General features: G+C 67.1%; 19 protein-coding genes. 8 read left to right on the top strand and 11 right to left on the bottom strand.

Going from position 1 to position 21,355, the window contains the following annotated elements; genetic code table 11:
* Positions 1–137 precede the first annotated feature (137 nt).
* From rpoD to ACFOM8_RS00720, 3 genes are all read right to left on the bottom strand, one after another.
* Positions 138–2,111 (bottom strand): RNA polymerase sigma factor RpoD, encoded by a 1,974-nt coding sequence (rpoD, locus tag ACFOM8_RS00730; RefSeq protein ID WP_377758385.1) that lies wholly within the window; start codon positions 2,109–2,111, stop codon positions 138–140.
* A gap of 140 nt (positions 2,112–2,251) precedes the next feature.
* The gene (dnaG, locus tag ACFOM8_RS00725) at positions 2,252–4,147 is read right to left on the bottom strand and encodes a DNA primase (RefSeq protein ID WP_377758383.1); all 1,896 of its coding nucleotides are present in this window, start codon (positions 4,145–4,147) and stop codon (positions 2,252–2,254) included.
* A gap of 75 nt (positions 4,148–4,222) precedes the next feature.
* On the bottom strand, positions 4,223–4,807 hold the full coding sequence (locus tag ACFOM8_RS00720) for a TetR/AcrR family transcriptional regulator (protein ID WP_377758382.1): 585 nt from the start codon (positions 4,805–4,807) through the stop codon (positions 4,223–4,225).
* A gap of 74 nt (positions 4,808–4,881) precedes the next feature.
* Here ACFOM8_RS00720 and ACFOM8_RS00715 point away from each other — a divergent pair, with 74 nt between their 5' ends.
* From ACFOM8_RS00715 to gluQRS, 5 genes are all read left to right on the top strand, one after another.
* Positions 4,882–5,148 carry a hypothetical protein gene (locus ACFOM8_RS00715; RefSeq protein WP_377758380.1) on the top strand — a complete coding sequence of 89 codons (267 nt, stop codon included), beginning with the start codon at positions 4,882–4,884 and terminating at the stop codon, positions 5,146–5,148.
* Between the two features lie 56 nt (positions 5,149–5,204).
* Positions 5,205–6,413, top strand: a complete 1,209-nt coding sequence (locus ACFOM8_RS00710; protein ID WP_377758378.1) for an alpha-hydroxy acid oxidase — start codon at positions 5,205–5,207, stop codon at positions 6,411–6,413.
* A gap of 65 nt (positions 6,414–6,478) precedes the next feature.
* A complete protein-coding gene (locus tag ACFOM8_RS00705) occupies positions 6,479–7,099 on the top strand; it encodes a 50S ribosomal protein L25/general stress protein Ctc (RefSeq protein ID WP_377758376.1) in 621 nt (206 codons plus the stop codon).
* Between the two features lie 91 nt (positions 7,100–7,190).
* Entirely contained in the window at positions 7,191–8,528 is a 1,338-nt protein-coding gene (gene trmFO, locus ACFOM8_RS00700; protein WP_377758374.1) for a methylenetetrahydrofolate--tRNA-(uracil(54)-C(5))-methyltransferase (FADH(2)-oxidizing) TrmFO, read from the top strand.
* Complete coding sequence (gene gluQRS / locus ACFOM8_RS00695; RefSeq protein WP_377758373.1) at positions 8,510–9,361, top strand: tRNA glutamyl-Q(34) synthetase GluQRS; 852 nt, start codon at positions 8,510–8,512, stop codon at positions 9,359–9,361. The genes trmFO and gluQRS overlap by 19 nt, the downstream gene beginning before the upstream one ends.
* Before the next feature lie 63 nt (positions 9,362–9,424).
* Here the strand turns inward: gluQRS and hisI are convergent, their stop codons facing one another.
* Entirely contained in the window at positions 9,425–9,781 is a 357-nt protein-coding gene (hisI, locus tag ACFOM8_RS00690) for a phosphoribosyl-AMP cyclohydrolase (protein WP_377758371.1), read from the bottom strand.
* Positions 9,782–9,842: 61 nt separating this feature from the next.
* Between hisI and ACFOM8_RS00685 the strand changes: the two genes are divergently transcribed.
* The gene (locus tag ACFOM8_RS00685; protein WP_377758369.1) at positions 9,843–10,280 is read left to right on the top strand and encodes an iron-sulfur cluster assembly scaffold protein; all 438 of its coding nucleotides are present in this window, start codon (positions 9,843–9,845) and stop codon (positions 10,278–10,280) included.
* 260 nt (positions 10,281–10,540) lie between these two features.
* Here the strand turns inward: ACFOM8_RS00685 and recG are convergent, their stop codons facing one another.
* The 4 genes from recG to sciP all read right to left on the bottom strand — a co-directional run bounded on the left by recG (position 10,541) and on the right by sciP (position 15,988).
* Positions 10,541–12,637: an ATP-dependent DNA helicase RecG gene (gene recG, locus ACFOM8_RS00680; RefSeq protein WP_377758367.1), complete on the bottom strand. Its 2,097-nt coding sequence runs from the start codon at positions 12,635–12,637 to the stop codon at positions 10,541–10,543.
* Entirely contained in the window at positions 12,634–14,820 is a 2,187-nt protein-coding gene (gene ligA / locus ACFOM8_RS00675) for an NAD-dependent DNA ligase LigA (RefSeq protein ID WP_377758366.1), read from the bottom strand. The genes recG and ligA overlap by 4 nt, the downstream gene beginning before the upstream one ends.
* A 90-nt stretch (positions 14,821–14,910) precedes the next feature.
* Positions 14,911–15,618 (bottom strand): response regulator transcription factor CtrA, encoded by a 708-nt coding sequence (ctrA, locus tag ACFOM8_RS00670; RefSeq protein WP_154765440.1) that lies wholly within the window; start codon positions 15,616–15,618, stop codon positions 14,911–14,913.
* A 94-nt stretch (positions 15,619–15,712) separates the two neighbouring features.
* Complete coding sequence (gene sciP / locus ACFOM8_RS00665) at positions 15,713–15,988, bottom strand: CtrA inhibitor SciP (RefSeq protein ID WP_377758364.1); 276 nt, start codon at positions 15,986–15,988, stop codon at positions 15,713–15,715.
* A gap of 144 nt (positions 15,989–16,132) precedes the next feature.
* Between sciP and mnmA the strand changes: the two genes are divergently transcribed.
* On the top strand, positions 16,133–17,299 hold the full coding sequence (gene mnmA, locus ACFOM8_RS00660; RefSeq protein WP_377758362.1) for a tRNA 2-thiouridine(34) synthase MnmA: 1,167 nt from the start codon (positions 16,133–16,135) through the stop codon (positions 17,297–17,299).
* Here mnmA and ACFOM8_RS00655 read toward each other — a convergent pair.
* Positions 17,271–17,681, bottom strand: a complete 411-nt coding sequence (locus tag ACFOM8_RS00655; protein WP_377758360.1) for a SufE family protein — start codon at positions 17,679–17,681, stop codon at positions 17,271–17,273. The two genes, mnmA and ACFOM8_RS00655, sit on opposite strands and share 29 nt — an antisense overlap.
* 111 nt (positions 17,682–17,792) lie before the next feature.
* On the opposite strand from ACFOM8_RS00655, the gene ACFOM8_RS00650 reads away from it, so the two are divergent.
* Positions 17,793–18,284, top strand: a complete 492-nt coding sequence (locus ACFOM8_RS00650) for a hypothetical protein (RefSeq protein ID WP_377758359.1) — start codon at positions 17,793–17,795, stop codon at positions 18,282–18,284.
* Between the two features lie 517 nt (positions 18,285–18,801).
* On the opposite strand, the gene pheS is transcribed toward ACFOM8_RS00650, so the two are convergent.
* Together pheS and ACFOM8_RS00640 are read right to left on the bottom strand one after the other, a co-directional pair.
* Entirely contained in the window at positions 18,802–19,884 is a 1,083-nt protein-coding gene (pheS, locus tag ACFOM8_RS00645) for a phenylalanine--tRNA ligase subunit alpha (RefSeq protein WP_377759155.1), read from the bottom strand.
* Between the two features lie 58 nt (positions 19,885–19,942).
* On the bottom strand, positions 19,943–21,334 hold the full coding sequence (locus ACFOM8_RS00640; protein ID WP_377758357.1) for a cytochrome P450: 1,392 nt from the start codon (positions 21,332–21,334) through the stop codon (positions 19,943–19,945).
* Positions 21,335–21,355 lie beyond the last annotated feature (21 nt).

Genomic DNA, 21,355 nt, shown 5'->3' with positions numbered 1-21,355 from the left:
AACCCCTGGCAATCCAGGGCGCAGCGTTCATGATTTACCCCAGGATTGCAAGACCCAAGGAAACCGCCCTCAGGACGCGATCGCCGACGGTTCCATCCAGTCCGGGCAAGAAAAAACCGCCCGAGGGCGGCTTTTCGTCACTGATCCAGGAAGGACCGCAGTTTGCGGCTGCGGCTTGGATGCTTCAGCTTGCGCAGGGCCTTGGCCTCGATCTGGCGGATGCGTTCGCGGGTCACGCTGAACTGCTGGCCCACTTCTTCCAGGGTGTGGTCGGTGTTCATGCCGATGCCGAAGCGCATCCGCAGAACCCGCTCCTCGCGCGGCGTCAGCGAGGCCAGAACGCGGGTCGTGGTTTCCTTCAGGTTTTCCTGGATGGCCGAATCCAGCGGCAGGACGGCGTTCTTGTCCTCGATGAAGTCGCCAAGCTGGCTGTCCTCCTCGTCCCCGATGGGGGTTTCGAGAGAGATCGGCTCCTTGGCGATCTTCATCACCTTGCGGACCTTTTCCAGCGGCATTTGCAGCTTTTCGGCCAGTTCCTCCGGGGTCGGCTCCCGGCCGATCTCGTGGAGCATCTGCCGCCCGGTGCGGACCAGCTTGTTGATCGTCTCGATCATGTGGACCGGGATGCGGATCGTGCGGGCCTGGTCGGCGATGGACCGGGTGATCGCCTGGCGGATCCACCAGGTCGCATAGGTGCTGAACTTGTAGCCGCGCCGATACTCGAACTTGTCCACGGCCTTCATCAGGCCGATGTTGCCTTCCTGAATGAGGTCAAGGAATTGCAAGCCCCGGTTCGTGTATTTCTTGGCGATCGAGATCACCAGCCGCAGGTTCGCCTCGACCATTTCCTTTTTGGCCTGGCGGGCTTCCTTTTCGCCGCGCTGGACCTGGGCCACGATGCGGCGGAATTCCTCGATGTCGACGCCGACATACTGTCCGACCTGCGCCATCTCGTTGCGCAATTCCTCGACCTTCTCGCGCGAGCGTTCGAACAGCGCCTGCCAGCCGCGCCCAGACTGCTGGGACATGCGGTCGATCCAGGTCGGGTCAAGCTCGGTTCCGCGATACGCGTCGATGAATTCGCGCCGGTTGATGCGCGCGGCGTCGGCCAGCTTGACCATGCCGCTGTCGATGGTCACGATGCGGCGGTTGATGCCGTAAAGCTGATCAACCAGCGCCTCGATCCGGCTGCTGTTCAGGTGAAGCTCGTTCACCAGCCCGACGATGCGCGAGCGCAGCACCTGATAGTCGCTTTCCGCCGTGGCCGAAAAGCTGTTGTCCTCGTTCAGGGTGGCCGACATGCGCTGGTCCTGCATCGCGGCCAGGGCTTCATAGTCGTGCGCGATCAGTTCCAGCGTTTCCAGAACCTTGGGCTTGAGGCTGGCCTCCATCGCGGCAAGCGACAGGTTGGCGCCGTCGTCCTCGTCCTCGTCGTCCTCGCTGCGCATGGGGTTGCCGTCGGCATCCAGTTCCTCGCGCTTCTGGGCGGATTCGGTCTGGACGCTGTCGTCGGACAACTCCTCCTCGTCGCCTTCCTCGTCGTCGAGCGACTGGCCGAAGGTGGTTTCCAGGTCGATCACGTCGCGCAGCAGGATCTCCTCGTCAAGAAGCTCCTCGCGCCACATGGTGATGGCCTTGAAGGTCAGCGGGCTTTCGCAAAGGCCCGCGATCATCGTGTTGCGGCCCGCCTCGATCCGCTTGGCGATGGCGATCTCGCCTTCGCGCGACAGCAACTCGACGCTGCCCATCTCGCGCAGATACATGCGCACCGGGTCGTCGGTGCGGTCCAGCTTTTCGGTTTCCGACGTGGCAACCGCGACCTCGCGGGAGGTCGAGCCGACAACCGCGACCGCGCCGCCTTCCGGTTCCTCGGCCCCGTCCTCGTCCTCGATCACGTTGATGCCCATTTCGGACAGCATCGACATCACGTCCTCGATCTGCTCGCTGCTGACCTGCTCGGGCGGCAGAACGGCATTCAGCTGATCATAGGTGATATAGCCCCGTTCGCGCGCGTCCGCGATCATCCGCTTGACGGCCGCCTGGCTCATGTCCAGCGAGTGGGCGTTGTCGTCCTTGTCGGTCTTGTCGTGATCGTCGTCCTTGGCGGCCATCAAGGGCTCCCTTTGTCAGGCAATGATTCGCACGCAGCCGAATCACTGGAATTCCGTTCCACATGTAGCGCGCCGCACCCCCGAATCAAAGAGAGCGCCACGCAAATTGATTCGCATCCCGCGAATCGGCTGAAGGACGATCAGCGGCGTGGCGGCTTGCGCCAGATCTGAGCGTCCACGAATCGGGACAGCTGGGCCGACAAGGCCTCGCGGTCTTCGTTCAGATCGGCCCCGCCTTCCAGATCCGGCCGTTCGGCCCGATGCCTGGCGCGGGCGATCTGCTGCATCCGCCAGGTCAGCCCTTCATCGGCCTCGCCCTGGATCTCGGCCTCGGCGCGGGCAAGCTCGGCGCCCGCCGCCCGCTGCGCCTCGAGCCGGTCGAGAAGATTGTTCAATGTCGCCAAGGCCGTCTCGTCGTCCTGGGAACCGATGACGGCCGGCGTCAGGCCCAGATGGGCGTCGCGCCGAAGCGTTTCAAGACCGCGCCGTCCGGCCGCGCTTTCGCCGTGGGACAGCAGGTCGAACAGCAGGGCCGCCCGGTCGGGGTCGGGCGGCGCAAGGCGCTCCAGCCGCGTTTCGGCGCGCGCGATCAGTTCGGGACGCAGCGCGCAGATCAGAAGGCTGGCGCCTTCCAGCAGCGCGGCGGCGGCCTGTGGCGCGACGGTCGCCGCGGGAACGGGACGCGGGGCCTGGGCCTTGTCGCGGCGGGCGAACTTGCGGTCCGCCGGGCGCCGCTCGGCCCGCCGGGACTGGCCGCCGAACAGCTCCCAACGTTTGCGGCGCAGCTCCTCGGCATAATGGTTGCGGGTCAGTTCGTCGGGGATTTTGGCCACGGCGTCTTGCAGCCGCTTGTCCAGCGCGGCCTTGCGCTCGGGGCTGTCGAAGACCTGGCCCTCGGTTTCGCGCGCCCAGAGAAGATCCGCCAGCGGGCGCGCCCCGTCCAGAAGCGCGCCCATCGCGCCCGGCCCGGCGGCCTTGAGGAGGTCGTCAGGATCCTGCCCCGCAGGCAGCATCACGAAGCGCAGCGCCTGCCCCGGTCCCGTCAGGGGCAGCGCCAGGTCGATCAGCCGCTGGGCGGCGCGCTGGCCCGCCGCGTCGCCGTCCAGCGCGATCACCGGCTCGGGCGAGACGCGCCACATCAGGCGCAGCTGATCCTCGGTGATGGCGGTGCCGAGGGGGGCCACCGCGCCCTCGAACCCCGCGCGGACAAGGGCGATCACGTCCATGTAGCCCTCGGCCACGACCAGCCGCTGGCCCTTGGCGACGGCGGCGCGGGCGGGGCCCAGGTTGTAAAGGTTGCGGCCCTTGTCGAACAGCGGCGTTTCCGGGCTGTTGAGATACTTGGCGCGGGCGTTCGGATCCATCGACCGGCCGCCGAATCCGATGCAGCGCCCCTGCCCGTCGCGGATCGGGAAGATGATGCGGCCCCGGAAGCGGTCGTATGCCGCGCCGCCGCCATCGGGTCTGGCGGACATGCCCGATTCGACGCTCAGCGATTCGTCGAAGCCCTTGTCGCGCAAGGCCTGGGTCAGCGCGGTGCGGCTGTCGGGGGCGAAGCCGATCTCGAACCGGTCCTCCGCCGCGCGGTCCAGTCCCCGGCGGACCAGATAGTCGCGCGCCTCGGCGGCGGCGGCGGTCTGCAATTGCAGGCGGAACCAGCGGCAGGCGGCCTCGGTCACCTCGAACAGGCGGGTGCGGCGGTCGGTGCGTTCGCGGGCGCGGGGGTCGGGTTCGGGCATCTGCAAGCCCGCCTCGGCGGCCAGCAGCTTGACGGCCTCGATGAACTCCATCCCGTCGGCTTCGCGCAGGAACTTGATGGCGTCGCCTTTGGCGTGGCAGCCAAAGCAGTAATAATAGCCCTTCCCGTCATCGCAATGGAAACTGGCGGATTTTTCCTGGTGAAAGGGACATGGCGCCCACCAGTCGCCCCGCGCCTGGTTCGACTTGCGCAGATCCCAAACAACCTTCTTCCCGATCACGCGGCTGATCGGAACGCGGTTGCGAATCTCGTCAAGGAAGCCGGGGGGCAGACTCATGGGGCGATTATCGGGGCGGGGGCGCTGCGGGGCAAGCGTCGGGATCGGGGTATTTGGGCAAAGAAGAAGCGGAGGTCAATCCGCGCCGACCGCGCCGCGCGCAAGGCCCCAGTAGATGTCGCCGATCCGCTGTCGGTCCAGCCGCCCGCCTTCGCGATACCAGTTCGTGACCCCGGTCAGCATCGCGATCAGCGCCATGGTCGCCAGCTTCAGATCGTCGATGCGCATCAGCCCCGCCGCCACGCCGTCGCGCAGGATCGCCTCGAGCGCGGCCTCGTAGCGGCCGCGCAGGGCGGCGATGCGGGCGAAGTTCTCGGGCGACAGGTTGCGCAGTTCCATGTAGGACAGGAACACGGCGTCGGGATGGTCCAGGCTGGTGTCGATGTGAAAGCGCACAAAGCGTTCCAGCCGCGCCAGGGGATCGCCGGGCACGTCCGACCAGGCCGACAGCAGTTCCTGCATGTGGCTTTCCAAAAGATCCAGCAGCAGCGCCTGCTTGTCGGGGGTATAGGCGTAAAGCGCCCCCGCCTGCACCCCCACGGCCGAGGCGATCTGGCGCATCGACACGGCGGCATAGCCCTGCCGCGCGAACAGGCGGCGGGCTTCGTCGCGGATCAGGGGGCCGGTGATCTCGGCGCGGGAACCTTGGGTGCGGGCCATGGGTCTTTCTAGCGCGCGGCCCGGACCCGGGAAAGCCCGTTGCCGCGCCGGGCGTCGCGCCCTAGGCTGCGGTCATGAAACGCACCCTTCCCTTGTTCGCCTGCGCCGCCCTGCTGTCGGGCTGCGGGGGCGAGGCCGATCCTTATCCGCGCCTGCTGCCGACCGACCGGATCCTGGCGGAACCCGTTCTGCCCGACCATGCGCCCGACGCGGCAACCTCGCCCACCGCGGTGGATGCCCAGGCCAAGGCGCGGGCCGAGGCGTTGCGCGAGCGCGCCGATGCCCTGCGCGGCCCGGTGATCGAGCCGGAAGCGCGCTCGCGGATGCGGCCACGGGATTGATTGCCCTGCGCGCGCCGCTCTGGTAAAAACTTTTGACCAAGCTGCGGAGAGTTTCCATGCCCGTCATCACCTCGATCGAAGATCTGAAGCGGATGCATCGCGCGCGCGCGCCGAAGATGTTCTATGACTATGCGGAATCGGGCAGCTATACCGAGCAGACCTTTCGCGAGAACACGACCGACTTCGCCCGGCTGAAGCTGCGCCAGAAGGTCGCGGTGGACATGTCGAACCGCAGCACGGCATCGGACATCGCGGGCCTGCCCGCGACGATGCCGGTGGCGCTGGCCCCCGTCGGCCTGACCGGGATGCAGCACGCCGACGGCGAGATCCACGCCGCCCGCGCGGCCGAGAAGTTCGGGGTTCCCTTCTGCCTGTCCACCATGTCGATCTGCTCCATCGAGGATGTGGCGGAACACACCTCCAAGCCCTTCATGTTCCAGCTTTACACGATGAAGGATCAGGATTTCCTGGCCGCCATCATCGAGCGCGCGAAAAGGGCCAATTGCAGCGCCCTTGTGCTGACGCTGGATCTGCAAATCCTGGGACAGCGGCACAAGGATTTGAAGAACGGCCTTTCCGCCCCGCCCAAGCTGACCCTGCCCACCCTGCTGGATCTGGCCTTCCGCTGGCGGTGGGGCATGGGGATGCTGCAAACCAAGCGGCGGTTCTTCGGCAACATCGTGGGCCACGCCAAGGGCGTCGCCGACCCGTCCAGCCTGATGAGCTGGACGGCCGAGCAGTTCGACGAGCAGCTGGATTGGGACAAGATCGCGCGGATCCGCGACATGTGGGGCGGCAAGCTGATCCTGAAGGGGATCCTCGATCCCGACGACGCGCGCATCGCCGCCGATTTCGGGGCGGACGCGATCATCGTCAGCAATCACGGCGGGCGACAACTGGACGGCGCGCTGTCCTCGATCAGGATGCTGCCGCATATCGTCAAGGCCGTGGGCGACCGGGTGGAGGTCCACCTGGACAGCGGCATCCGTTCGGGCCAGGACGTGCTGAAGGCCCTGGCGCTTGGCGCCCATGCGACCTGGATCGGACGGGCCTGGCTGCATGGCCTGGGCGCCATGGGCGAGGCGGGCGTGACCCGCGCGCTGGAAATCATCCGCAAGGAGCTGGACATCAGCATGGCGCTGTGCGGCGAACGCGATGTCCGGGACATCGGGCCGCAAAACGTGATGATCCCGCGCGGCTTCCTGGACGAATACGACATCGAGGCGCCGAACAGGCCTTCACAAATCGCCCCCGTTGCCGTATAGGCCGCGACCTGTCGCCATGCACCCTTGGAGGATGGCGGCACCCACAACTATGTTAGGAACATATCATGGCCAAAGAGATCCCTGATCTGGTGGCCGAGCCGCGCGCGGGGTCAGGCAAGGGGGCCGCCCGCCAAGCTCGCCGCGACGGCAAGGTGCCCGGAGTCGTTTATGGTGACCACAAGGACCCGGTCAACATCCAGTTCGACTTCAACAAGCTGCTGACGCAACTGCGCGCCGGCCGCTTCATGTCCACGCTGTTCAACCTCAAGGTCGAAGGCCAGGACGACGTTCGCGTCATCTGCCGCGGCGTGCAAAAGGACGTGGTGAAGGATCTGCCGATCCACATCGACTTCATGCGCCTGCGCCGCACCTCGAAGGTGAACCTGTTCATCCACGTGGACTTCATCAATCACGACAAATGCCCCGGCCTGAAGCGCGGCGGCACCCTCGTGACGGTGCGCCCCGAGGTCGAGCTGGTCGTGACCGCGGGCGACATCCCCGATCACATCACCGTCGATCTGGAGGGCCTGAATGTCGGCGACACGATTCACATCAACGACGTGAAGCTGCCCGAAGGCGCGAAGCCGACCATCGACCGCAACTTCGTGATCGCCAACATCGCCGCGCCTTCCGCGCTGCGTTCGGGTGGCGACGACGAACCGGCCGAGGCCGCCGCCGAGGAGTGATCCTCGCCCGCACGGCAAGATCGGGGCGGTGCCGCTGGCGCCGCCCTTTCCATTTGCGGGCCGCTTTGCTAGCCCCTTTGCAGGAGGTCACATGGAACCAGTCCATATCATCGGCGCAGGCCTTGCCGGGTCCGAGGCCGCCTGGCAGGTCGCCCGCGCGGGCGTGCCGGTCATCCTGCACGAGATGCGCCCCGCCAAGGGCACCTTTGCCCACAAGACCGGCGATTGCGCCGAAATGGTCTGCTCGAACAGTTTCCGTTCCGACGACGACGTGATGAACGCGGTGGGCCAGCTGCATTGGGAGATGCGGGCCGCGGGCGGGCTGATCATGGCGATGGCCGACCGCCACAAGCTGCCCGCGGGCGGCGCCTTGGCCGTGGACCGCGACGCCTTTTCCGCCGCCGTGACGCAGGCGCTGCAAGCCGATCCGCTGATCCAAATCGTTCCGGGAGAGATCGCGGACCTGCCCCGCGACGGCAACTGGATCGTGGCCACGGGGCCGCTGACCTCGGACGCGCTTGCCCAGGCGATCCGGGCGGCGACAGGTACGGATTCGCTGGCCTTCTTCGATGCCATCGCTCCCATCGTCCATGCCGAAACCATCGACATGTCCGTAGCCTGGGAACAAAGCCGCTACGACAAGGGCGAGACCGAGGCCGAGCGGCGCGCTTATATCAACTGCCCGATGACCCGAGAGCAGTACGAGGCCTTCATCGACGCCCTTCTGGCCGCCGACAAGACCGAGTTCCACGAGGGAGAGACGGCGGGCTATTTCGACGGCTGCCTGCCCATCGAGGTGATGGCCGAACGCGGGCGCGAAACGTTGCGGCACGGGCCGATGAAGCCGGTCGGCCTGACGAACGCGCATGACCCTGCGGAAAAACCTCATGCTGTGGTTCAACTTCGCCGGGACAACGCCTTGGGGACGTTGTACAATATGGTAGGTTTCCAGACCAAGATGAAATACGGCGCCCAGACCCGGGTGTTCCGCATGATCCCCGGCCTGGAAAACGCCAGCTTCGCGCGCCTTGGCGGCATCCACCGCAACTCCTTCCTGAACTCGCCCACGCTTCTGGACGACCGGATGCGCCTGCGCCAGCGCCCAAACCTGCGCTTCGCGGGTCAGGTCACGGGCGTCGAAGGCTATGTGGAAAGCGCCGCGATGGGCCTGCTGGCGGGTCGGATGGCGGCGGCGCAGGCGCAAGGGCGCGATCTGCCGCCCCCGGCTCCGACCACGGCCATGGGCGCCCTGGTCAGCCACATCACCGGCGGAGCCGAGGCCAAGACCTTCCAGCCGATGAACGTGAACTTCGGCCTGTTTCCCCCGCTGGACGAGGCGAGGAGCGGCCGCAAGGGACGCAAGGACCGCTACCCCGCCTATACGCAACGCGCCAAGGACGACTTTGCGGCATGGCTGGCGGCGCAATAAGACGCACGCGGTTCGCGCCCTCGCCCACGGGCCTGCTGCACCTGGGCCATGCCTACGCCGCGCTTGTGGCCGAACGCGAAGCCGGTCCCGGCCAGTTCCTGCTGCGGATCGAGGACATAGACCGCGACCGCTGCCGCGCGGATCATGAAACCGCGATCTACGAGGATCTGGCCTGGCTGGGCCTGCGCTGGCAGCGCCCCGTGATGCGGCAGTCGGACCGAATGGCGGCCTACGGGGATGCGCTGTCCGTCTTGGCGCCTTTGACCTATCCCTGCCGCTGCCGCCGCGGAGACATCCGCGCCGCGCTGTCCGCCCCGCAAGAGGGCGCCCTGCCCGCCGGTCCCGACGGCCTGATCTATCCCGGCACCTGTCGCGGCCGCAGCCTGTCCGAGGCAGGGCCGGACGACGTGATCCGCCTTGATGTCGGCCGCGCCTTCGACGCCTTGGACCTCGACCGCATCGTCTTCCGGGACGAGGCGATCATGCCCGGCCATGACCATTCGCTGAGCCGCGATCAATTTCTGGATGGCATCGGCGACGTGATCCTGTCCCGCCGGGGCATGGGCACCTCCTATCACCTTGCGGTGGCCGTGGACGATGCCGCGCAAGGGATAACGGTGATCACGCGTGGAAAAGATCTTTTCGATTCGACATATATCCACGTCCTTCTTCAGAAACTTCTTCAACTTCCGACGCCGCTTTACCACCACCACCGCCTGATCCGCGACGCCGCAGGCAAACGGCTGGCCAAACGCGACGACGCCCGCGCGATCCGCCACTACCGCGAGGACGGCGCCACCCCACAGGACATCCGGCGGATGCTTGCTTTCTGACCTGCTTTGGACCGCAAATATCCCGGGGGAGTCGCGCATGGCGCGACGGGGGCAGCGCCCCCTTCACTCCATCGGCGCCATGATCTCGATTTCGGCCCCGTCACGGACCGCAGTGTAAAAGCAACTGCGCCGGTTGGTATGGCAGGCGGGTCCGGTCTGGCGCACCATGACCAGCAGGCAGTCGCGGTCGCAGTCCACGCGCAACTCGACCAACTCCTGCACATGTCCCGAACTTTCGCCTTTCACCCAGAAGGCCCGCCGCGACCGTGACCAATAGGTGACGCGGCCCGTTTGCAGCGTCCGGGCCACGCTTTCGGCGTTCATCCACGCCATCATCAGCACCTCGCCGCTGTCCGCATCCTGCGCGATAGCCGGGATCAGGCCGTTCCCGTCGTATTTCAGGCTGTCGGGGTCGAACATCGGGTTTCCTTTCCTCGGTCGCGTTCCTATCTAGGCCGAAGGCAAACCGTGGGAAAGACCGATGGCCGACAGCGACCTGATGCAGCTTTACTCGCGCAGGATCCTTGCGCTGACAACGGCCATTCCGCATCTGGGAACGCTGCCGGACTGCGACGGCAAGGCCATGCGCCGGTCGCCGCAATGCGGATCCTCGGTCACGGCCTATGTCGCGATGGAAGGCGAACGGATCGCCGGCTTCGCGCAAGAGGTGCGGGCCTGCGCGCTTGGCCAAGCTTCGGCCTCGGTCCTGGGACAGGCGGTCATCGGCCGCAGCCGGGACGAGATCGCGGCCACCCGTGACGCGCTGCGGGCCATGCTGACGACCGCCGGCGATCCGCCCCCCGCGCCCTTCGCGGATCTCGAGGCGCTGCTGCCTGCCCGCGATTATCCGAACCGCCACGCCTCGATCCTGCTGGCATGGGAGGCCACGCTGGACGCGATCGACCAGGCAGGGGCGTAAAAAAAAACCGGCCCAGACGGGCCGGCAGGTGCGCGTGCAGGGAAATTGACGACACACAGGCGAAGCGCCGTCATCGCAACGCGGGGCAGAGTTCAGGCCTGCAAAATGGCAGGCAGCCACAAAACGATCATCGTCGTGGTGGCAAGGGCGATAACGCCCAACAGATCAGAAGCGAATTCACGGGACATGGGCAACTCCTGTTTGTTGCTCATTTGTTCTCATATTCGGGTCGTTCTGTAAAGAACATTTTAAGAACTCTGTCAGCCGACAGAGATCAGCCGGATCGCCTCGTCCTGGCTCATCAGCCACATCAGCATACGGATCGCCTGCCCGCGCGGGCTTTCCAGCGCCGGATCGCGGTCCAGCAGCGCGCGCGCGTCCTGCCGCGCGACGGCCATCAGGCCGGCCTGATGTTCCAGATCCGCGATGCGGAAACGCGGCAGCCCGGATTGCGCCGTGCCGATCACGTCGCCCGCGCCCCGCATCTCCAGATCGACCTCGGCGATCCGAAAACCGTCCTCGGTATCGCGCAGGGTGGTCAGCCGCCGGGCGCCCGACTCGTTCAGCGGCGGGTGATACATCAGCAGGCAGGTCGAGGCGCCCGTTCCCCGTCCGACCCGTCCCCGAAGCTGGTGCAACTGGGCCAGGCCGAAACTTTCGGCGCGCTCGATCACCATGATGGTCGCCTGGGGCACGTCCACGCCCACCTCGATCACCGTGGTCGCGACCAGCAATTGCGCGCGGCCCTGCGCGAAGTCGGCCATGGCGGCATCGCGCTGATCGGGCGGCATCTGGCCGTGGACCAGCCGCACCGTTTCGCCGAACTGCGCGCGCAGCGACTGGAACCGCGCCTCGGCAGCGGTCAGGTCGCTGTTCTCGCTTTCATCGACCAGCGGGCAGACCCAATAGGCCCGCGCGCCCTGGTCCAGCACCCGGCGCAGCCGCGCCGTCACCTCGTCCAGACGCTGGTCGCTGATCATCACGGTGGTGATCGGCTGCCGCCCCGGGGGCTTTTCATCCAGGATCGAGATGTCCAGATCGCCATATTGCGTCAGCGCCAAGGAACGCGGGATCGGCGTCGCGGTCATGATCAGCATGTCCGGCGGCACTTGGCCCTTGGCCGACAGTTCCAGCCGCTGCGCCACCCCGAAACGGTGCTGTTCGTCGATGATCGCCAGCCGCAGGTCGTGGAAATGCACGTCCTTCTGGAAAACCGCATGGGTGCCCACCAGGATGTCGATGCGCCCTTGGGCCAGATCCTCGAGCAGCTGCGCACGCAGATCGCCCTTGTCGCGGCCCGTCAGCGCGGCCAGCCGGATGCCCGCCGCCCGCGCCAGGGGCTCCAGCGCGCGGGCGTGCTGGCGGGCCAGGATCTCGGTCGGGGCCATCATCACCGCCTGCCCGCCCGCCTCGACCGCCACAAGCGCGGCCAGCATCGCCACCAGCGTCTTGCCGGACCCCACGTCGCCTTGCAGCAGCCGGTTCATGCGCCGGTCGCTGGCCATGTCGGCGGCGATCTCCTCGACCGCGCGGCGCTGCGCGCCGGTGGGGGGCCAGGGCAGGCTGTCCAGGACCGCGCGGCGCAGCCGCCCGTCGCCCCGGCTCGGCCGTCCCTTCAGGCGCCGTTTTTCCCGCCGCACCAGGGCCAGGGTCATCTGGTGGGCCAGAAACTCGTCATAGGCCAGCCGCGCCCGCGCCGGAGCATCGGGCGACAGGTCGCGCATGGATTGCGGGTCATGCGCCCGCCGCAGCGCCGTCGCCAGGTCGGGCCAGCCGCGCTGCGCCACGAGCTGCGGGTCGATCCATTCCCGGACATGAGGCAAACGGGTCAGAGCGGCCTCGGCAGCCTTTGCCATGCCCTTGCGCGTCAGCCCGGCCGCCAGGGGATAAACCGGCTCGAATTCGGGCAGCGCAGGCTCGTCCTCGCGAAGGATGTGGTCGGGGTGGACCATCTGGGCCAGGCCGTCGAACAGCTCGATCTTGCCGCTGACCACGCGGCGCGCGCCGGTCGGAAGCTGCGCCTCGATCCATTCCTTTCGCGGGTGAAAGAAAACCAGCGTCAGGTCGCCCACGCCGTCGCCGCAATGGACGCGCCAGGGGCGGCCCTTGACCGTAGGCGGGTGATGGCGGCCCACCGTGACGGCGACCGTGACCACCTCGGGCGGCCGGGCATCGGCGATGCGGGCGATGCGGCGGCGCGTGATGCCGCTGGCAGGCAGGGTCAGGATCAGGTCGCGCGGGCGTTCGATCCCCAATTGCGCCAGCGCCGCGCGGCTTTTCGGGCCGATCCCCGGCAGGGTATCGACATCGGAAAACAGCGGAAACAGCGCCGGGGGGCGGCCCTTGGGCTGCGTCATGCGCTGTCCGCGATGCGCAGCCACTCATCCTCGTCGATAACGGCGACGCCCAGAGCGGCGGCCTTCGCGGCCTTCGATCCGGCGCCCGGACCGGCGATCAGCAGGTCGGTCTTGGCGCTGACCGATCCGGCGACCTTGGCACCCATGGCTTCCGCCCGCGCCTTGGCCTCGGCCCGGGTCATGCGCTCCAACGTGCCGGTGAAGACCAGGGTCTTGCCGCTGATGGCGGTTTCCCGGACCTGGCCCGATTCGGCCGGGATCACCTCGATCTGGGCAATCAGGCGGTCGATGCTGGCGCGCTCGGCCTCTTGCGTCAGGGTGGTCACGAGGGACTGGACCAGCACCGAGCCAATGCCGTTGATGGCCGTCAGTTCGGCCCAGTGGGGGCTTTCCGCCAGAACCGTGCGGCGGGTCTTTTCGTCCGCCGCGAAGGCAGGTTCGCGCGCCGCCGCATCCACGGCGGCGATCAGGGCGTCCCATGTGCCGAAATGGCGGGCCAGAATGCCTGCCGCGACCTCGCCCACATGGCGGATGCCAAGCGCGAAGATCAGCCGCGCAAGGGGAATGCGGCGCTTGTCCTCGATGGCGGCGAACAGCTTTTCGGCGGACCTGGCGCCGAACCCTTCGCGGTTCTTCAGCTTGGCGAGGTTGCGCGCGTCGCGCCGGGCCAGGGTGAAGATGTCGGCGGGTTCGCGGATCGGCAAAACGGCGTCGGTGAAGAACATCTCGATCTGCTTGGCGCCAAGCCCCTCGATGTCGAAGGCGGCGCGGCTGACGAAATGCTTCAGCTTCTCGACCGCCTGCGCGGGGCAGGCCATGCCGCCGGTGCAGCGGCGCACCGAATCGCCCGGCTCGCGGATCGCGTCCGAGCCGCATTGCGGACAGGTCCGGGGGAACTGATAGGGCTGGCTGCCTTCGGGGCGCCGGGCCAGATCCACATCGGCGATCTTGGGAATGACATCGCCGGCGCGATAAACCTTGACCCAGTCGTTCTCGCGGATGTCGCGGCCCTCGCGGATCGGGGCGCCGGTGCTGTCGCGCCCGGCGATGTAATCCTCGTTGTGCAGCGTCGCGTTGGAAACAACGACCCCGCCCACCGTGACCGGCTCCAGCCGTGCGATGGGGGACAGCGCGCCGGTCCGGCCCACCTGGATGTCGATGCGGTCCAGGCGGGTCCAGGCGGTTTCGGCCGGAAACTTGTGCGCCAGGGCCCAGCGGGGCGTGGTAGACCGATAGCCCAAGCGCGTCTGATAGGACAGGTCGTTGACCTTGTAGACGACCCCGTCGATGTCGTAGCCCAGGGTGGCACGCTGCTGCTCGATCTCGGCCCAGGCGGCGATCATCCCGTCGGCGTCATGGCACAGACGCGTCAGGGGATTGGTCTGGAAGCCAAGGGCCGCCAGCCGCCCGATGGCGCCCATCTGCGTGTCGGACAGGGGCTCGCTCAGTTGTCCCCAGCCATAGGCGAAGAACCGCAGCGGGCGCGAGGCGGTGACCGCCGGGTCGATCTGGCGCAGCGATCCGGCGGCGGCATTGCGGGGATTGGCGAAGACGCGGCCGCCATCGGCGGCGTTCAGCCGCTCGAAGTCGGCATGGGTCATGTAGACCTCGCCCCGGACCTCGAGGATGGCGGGCACGTCGCCCGTCAGCCGGTGAGGAATGTCGGCGATGGTGCGGGCATTGGCGGTGACGTTCTCGCCCACGGCGCCATCGCCGCGCGTGGCGGCCTGGACCAGCACGCCGCCTTCATAGCGCAAAGACAGGGACAATCCGTCGATCTTCGGTTCGGCGGTAAAGGCCGGGGTGTCGCGCAGCCCCAGAAAGCTGCGGACGCGGGCCACGAAATCGCTCACATCCTCGGCGCTGAAGCCGTTTTCCAGCGACATCATGCGCTGCGCGTGAACCACCTTGCCAAAGCCTTCGGCCGGCGCGGCCCCGACCGTCTGCGTGGGGCTGTCGGGCCGGGCAAGCTGCGGAAAGGCGCGCTCCAGGGCAAGCAGGCGAAGCTTCAGCGCGTCGTAGTCCGCATCCGACAGGACAGGAGCGTCAAGGGCGTGATACGCCTCGTCCGCCTGCGCGATCCGGGCCGACAGATCGGCGATCTCGTCGGCGGCACCCCTTTCGTCCAGCGCGGCCACGTCCGGCCGCGCGCCTTCGCCGTCATCCTGATTGCCGAACGTCATCGCTGCCTCCGCCTTCCGTCTGCAGGTTCTATACGACGTTCGGCAGGGGATTTTACAGGGGCCACGGCAAGCCGCCGCAGCCCGCCGGGATCAGGCGCCGATCGCCAGACGCTCCACGCTGGGCGAGGGCTCGCGCAGGACATAGCCCCTGCCCCAGACCGTCTCGATATGGCTGTCGCCGCCGATCGCCTCGGACAGCTTCTTGCGCAGCTTGCAGATGAACACGTCGATGATCTTCAACTCCGGCTCGTCCATGCCGCCGTAAAGATGATTCAGGAACATCTCCTTGGTCAGCGTGGTGCCCTTGCGCAGGCTGAGAAGTTCGAGGATCTGGTATTCCTTGCCGGTCAGGTTGACGGTCTTGCCCTTCACCTGGACCGAGCGGGCGTCCAGGTTCACCACGATTTCGCCCGTCTTGATGATCGCCTGGCTGTGGCCCTTGGACCGGCGGATGATCGCCTGGATCCGGGCCTGCAATTCCTCGCGGTTGAAGGGCTTGGTCATGTAGTCGTCGGCGCCGAAGCCGAAGCCGCGCAGCTTGCTTTCGGTGTCGTCCGACCCGGTCAGGATCAGGATCGGCGTGTCCACGCGGGCCAGGCGCAGGTGGCGCAGAACCTCCATCCCGTGCATGTCGGGAAGATCAAGGTCCAGCAGGATCAGATCGTAGTCATAAAGCTTGGCAAGGTCGATTCCCTCCTCGCCCATGTCCGTTCGAAATACGTTGTAACTTGCGGCGGTCAGCATCAGCTCGATGGCGCGTGCCGTACTGGGATCGTCTTCAACCAACAGAATGCGCATAAAGGTCTACCCCGATTCGTGTCTAACCTGACCCAACCATCGGGCCATAAGGTTAACATGTCGTTACCTTATGGGTAAATCGGCGCCGCGCAATCTATGGTTGCCGAAAACGCTGGATTGCCGTCACTTTTAATGCGGCCTTGCCGTGTTTCTGCATGGCTTTCGTCCAGCCGTCGAACTCTTCCTCGGACAGACCGTAGCGGCGCAGGGCCTCGTCTTTCCCGATCAGGCCGTGCAGCACGGCGTTGACAACCGTTTCCTTGCGGCTGGCCACCCATCGGGTGTCCTCCGGCGGCAGGTCGGCCAAAGACAGAACCCTGCCATCGGGCAGGATCACGGTTCGAGGAGCATTGCTTTTCTTCAAGAACATTCCACCTGTCCCATGTCGCGTGTGACGACATTGACGGAAAGCCCTTAATCCCGAATTGAGCATGGCGGCTTTTTGGCGCCCTGAACGCTTGAGAATAGACAGCATTTGCTTATATTTCGACGCAACCCTTACCCGAGACCTGCCATGACGCTTCACCACCGCGCCCCGGCGCGCGCTTCCGACTTGAACAGCCTGGGCTTTGCCAAGCCGCCTGCGCAGACGCGGGTGGTGGTCGCGATGTCGGGCGGCGTGGACAGTTCCGTCGTGGCGGCGCAGCTGAAATCCGAGGGATACGACGTGATCGGCGTCACGCTGCAACTTTACGACCACGGCGCGGCGCTGGCGAAAAAGGGCGCCTGCTGCGCGGGGCAGGACATCCACGACGCGCGGCGCGTGGCCGAGCGGATGGGCTTTCCGCATTACGTTCTCGATTACGAGAACAAGTTCCGCGAATCGGTCATCGACGAATTCGCCGACGCTTATCTGGCGGGCGCGACGCCTGTGCCCTGCATCCGCTGCAACGAACGCGTGAAGTTCCGCGACCTGCTGGAAACCGCGCGCGACCTGGACGCCGATTGCATGGCGACCGGCCATTACATCCAGCGCAAGACCGGCGCCGGGCGCGCCGAGCTTCACATGGCCGCGGATCCCAACCGGGATCAAAGCTATTTCCTGTTCTCGACCACGCAAGAGCAGTTGGATTTCCTGCGCTTTCCCCTGGGCCATCTGGCCAGCAAGGCGGAAACCCGGGCCCTGGCCGCCCGATACGGACTGGCGGTCGCGGACAAGCCGGACAGCCAGGACATCTGCTTCGTGCCGAACGGAAACTATGCGGCGGTGATCGAGAAGCTGCGCCCCAATGCGGCCGAACCGGGCGAGATCGTGGACATGGACGGCAATGTCCTGGGCCAGCATCGCGGCGTGATCCACTACACCATCGGCCAGCGCCGTGGCCTGGGCATCGGGGGTCTCGGGGATCCGCTTTATGTGGTGCGGCTGGACCCGGATGCCCGCCGCGTCGTGGTCGGCCCGAAATCCGCGCTGGCCACCACCGTTGTGCCCATTTCCGAGGTGAACTGGCTGGGCGACCGCCCCTTCGCGGGCGAGATCCCCGTGATGGTCCGCATCCGGTCCACCAGGCCGCCCCGGCCGGCGATCCTGCGCCCCCTGGACGCCACCCGCGCCGAGGTGGAACTGCTGGATGCCGAGGAAGGCGTCAGCCCCGGCCAGGCCTGCGTCTTCTACGAACCGGACAGCACCCGGGTGCTGGGCGGCGGCTGGATCACGCTGCGTCGGCGGAAAGCTGTCTGATCCGCTGGATCATCGCCCGCAGCCCGTTCGACCGCTGCGAGGACAGGTGTTCGTCCAGCCCCAGCCTCGCCAGTTCGGCCTGCGCGTCGATCCGGCCCACCTCGGCCACCGGGACGCCGGAGTAAAGCGCGTGCAGCACCGCAATCAGCCCGCGCACGATCATGGCGTCGCTGTCGCCCTGAAAGTCGAAGCGTCCGTTCTCGATCCTTGGCATGATCCAGACCTGGCTGGCGCAGCCTTCGACCTTTGTGGCGGGCACCTGAAGGGCGGGATCCATCGGGGGCATGGCGCGGCCAAGCTCGATCACGTGGCGATAGCGGTCCTCCCAGTCGTCCAGGAAGTCGAAGGTGTCGGCGATGTCTTCGAAGGCTTGGGTTGCCATGGCGGGATCCTTTCGGATTGTGGTTAGCGCGCCGCGTCGCCAAGGTCAAAGTGCCTTTATCCCCACGCGGTTTTCGCCTAACACACCGAAAAAGACCCGAGGGATGGTGACATGACCAAGCTGACCGCGACGCTGCTGATCGCCACGATGGCTGTTTCCGCCTGCGGGCGGCTTGGCGACAGCGGCTGGAATCCCCTGTCCTGGGGCAGCGCGCCCGCAAGGTCGCTTGAACCCGAGGGCGGCTATACGCAGGTGTCCGACACCCGTCCCTCCATCCCCCAGATCACCTCGGCCCGGTGGGAGCCGCTGAACGAAGGCCTTCTGCTGGTGGTGAACGGCTTTGCCCCGGTGCGCGGCTATTCGGCGGTGGCGCTGGTCACGGCGCGTCCGATGCCGGGCGACCGGATCTCTCCCGACGCGGACGGCGTGCTGCGTCTGCGGCTGGTGGGCGTGCCCCCCGCCCCCGGCAGCCCCGCCGCCCTGCCCGCCCGGCCGGGCGTGGACGAGATCACGGCGGCGATGGCGCTGTCGTCGGTGCAGTTGTCGCGGATCGCGGCGGTGGAAATCGCCAGCGCGGGGAACGTGGTGACGCTGCGGCGGTGAGGATGGGCGGACGAAGCCGCAGTCCGGCCCGACCGCCTTGCGCAACGCGGGGTTGATGCGGCGTTGCCTGCCAACGCCATGGGCCTTGAAGCGATCCAGCACCCTCGGGATCCAGGCGGATCGCCGTGGAGACTTCGGGACTGCCCGCTTTCGAACGGCCTCGTTGAATGGCGCGGCGTCGAGTTTTGTCGGCCAGTCCGGGCTGGACAGGTCGGGAATTCATCGTCATCGAAGCCGGTCGGAATAGGCTGCCCGTTCGCGGTCATTGGCTTTCCGTCATCGAGATGAGGCGACGGGCTTCGCCGTTCGGGATCCAAACCGGAACCGCCATGCGCCCGCCAACTGGCCCAGGGTGATCGGGCGCGGTCCGGCGAAGACCCGAGCCGCATCCATCAGATCAACGCCCCTTTCGACCAGAACCTTTGCACGCTTGGAAGGATCGAAGATGATCCGGAATTTACGTCACTACGGATAACGAAGTCCGAGAAGGGACAAGACGGGCGCGCAATTGCTGTCGCTACCGGCTCAGCCCGCCCGCCACGCTCGGCACATCCCCCGCCGCGAACCCATAGTGCCGCAGCCACCGCAGATCGCTTTCGAAGAAAGCCCGCAGATCCGGGATCCCGTATTTCAGCATGGCGATGCGGTCGATGCCCATGCCGAAGGCGAAGCCCTGCCATTGGTCGGGGTCGATGCCGCCCGCGCGCAGGACCTTGGGATGCACCATGCCGGACCCCAGGATCTCCAGCCAGCTGTCCCCCTCGCCGATCTTCAACTGGCCGCCTTCCCAGGAACAGCGGATGTCCACCTCGGCCGAGGGCTCGGTGAAGGGGAAGTGGCTGGCGCGGAAGCGCAGCTCGACCTGGCCCACCTCGAAAAAGGCGCGGCAGAATTCCTCGAGCGTCCATTTCAGTTGCGCCATGGAGATGTCGCGGTCGATGGCCAGGCCCTCGACCTGGTGGAACATGGGGGTGTGGGTCTGGTCCATGTCCATGCGGTAGACGCGGCCGGGGCAGATGACGCGGATCGGCGCGCCCTGCTCCTGCATGGCGCGGATCTGGACCGGAGACGTGTGGGTGCGCAGCACGTGCGGCGGGCGGTCGTCGCCAGGCGCGCGGTGCATGAAGAAGGTGTCGTGTTCCTGGCGCGCGGGATGTTCGGGCGCGATGTTCAGGGCGTCGAAATTGTACCAGTCGGATTCCACCTGCGGGCCTTCGGCCACCGCGAACCCCATGTCGGCGAAGATCGCCGTCACCTCCTCGGTGACCTGGCTGATCGGATGGATGGTCCCCTGCGGGCGCGGGCGGCCGGGCAGCGTCACGTCCAGCCATTCGCCCGCCAGCCGCGCCTCCAGCGCCGCATCCTCAAGCGACAGCTTGCGGGCGCGGAGCGCGGCGTCCAATTCGTCGCGCAATTCGTTCAGCGCCCGCCCGGTGGTCTGGCGTTCCTCGGGCGTCATGCGGCCCAGTTCGCGCATCATCACGCTGATCTCGCCCTTCTTGCCAAGGGCGGCAAGGCGCACCTCCTCGATGGCGGCCGGATCGGCGGCGCCGTTGATGCGGTCAAGCCATTGCTGGCGCAGGGGGGTCAGGTCGTCCATCGTCATGCCTCGCGTATGCCAAGGCTGCGTTAGCATCTGCGGCGGCAAGGGAAAAGCCTCAGCGCGGCGAGACATCCAGCCAGACCCCGCCATGCGGGCGCAGCGTCAGGATCATCCGAGGCTGCGGATCGCGGCCCGGAATGGCCCGGAAGCGGAAGCGCGCCAGAAGCGTGGCCTGGATGATGACGGCCTCGTGCAGGGCGAAGCTGGCGCCGATGCAGATGCGCGGCCCGGCGCCGAAGGGCAGAAAGGCATAACGGTCGGGCGCGGTCAGGAAGCGGTCCGGTTCGAAGGCGTCGGGGCGGTCCCACAGCAGATGGTGGCGGTGCAGCGCATAGATCGGCAGCATAACCGTGTCGCCGGGCAGAACCTCGCGGCCGCACAAACGGTCCGCGATCTGCGCGGTGCGCGACAGAAAGGCGGCGGGGGGATAAAGCCGCAGCGTTTCGTTCACGATCCGCTGGATCAGGGGCAGAGCGGGCAGATCGGCGGCGTCGGCGGCGCGACCGCCCAGGGCCGCCTGGGCCTCGGCCGCGGCGCGGTCCTGGACGGCGGGATCGAAGGCGCAGAGATACAGCGCCCAGGCCAGCGTGAGGGCGGTCGTCTCGTGCCCTGCCACGATGAATGTCAGCAGGTTGTCGCGCAATTCGTCGCGCGTCATGGCGCGGCCGGTCTCGGGATCGGCGGCGTCCAGCAGCAGGTCCAGCAGGTCCGGCACGCCTTCGGTCCGGGGCGCGGCGGCGCGGGCGTCGATGGCGCGGTCGGCGATGTCCTTCATGCGGTTCAGGCCGGGGCGCGAAAACATCCGGCCCGGACGGGGGATCCAGCCCGGCAGGCCCATCACGTCCAGCAGCGACACCTTGGCCGTCTGGGCGATATAGGCGTCGATGGCGTGATGCACCGCGTCGCGGTCGAAGGCCCGGTCGCCCGACAGCGTCACGTCCGAGATCACCTCGAAGGTCGCGGCCACCGTTTCCTCGAACAGATCGACGGGACCGCGCGCGGCGGACAGGCGGCGGCAGGACGCCTGGGCGGCGGCGGTCATGATCGGGCCAAGCGCCTCGACATGGCGCAGGGCGAAGGCGGGGGCCACGGCGCGGCGCTGCCAGCGCCACTGGGCGCCCTCGGCCACGAACAGGCTGTCGCCGATGGCGGGTTCCAGGATCAGCTTGGTGACGTTGGACTTGGGGTAATCCTCGACCCGATCCTTCAGGACATGGCGCAAGGCCGCCGGGTCCATGACCATGTGGAACCGCACTCCGGTCTTGCCCGAAACGATCGGCTGACGCGTGGCGATTTCGGGGATCAGTTCCAGCAGGTTCCGCCGCGCCGTCAGGGCCGTTCCCAAGATGCCCAGAGGCTGACGCGCCAGCGCGACCTTGACCGGCTCCGCCGGACCGGATCGGTCTCGGAACGGCCTGGCGGCGAAGGAAAGGTTTTCCTGGCTCATGCGTCCAAGCTAGGCGCGGGG

Origin of the sequence: Paracoccus angustae (assembly GCF_042648745.1) — a bacterium.
Classification (GTDB): Bacteria; Pseudomonadota; Alphaproteobacteria; order Rhodobacterales; family Rhodobacteraceae; genus Paracoccus; species Paracoccus angustae.
Note: the sequence above shows the minus strand (reverse complement) of the source record. Positions and strands in the feature narration are given on the sequence as shown.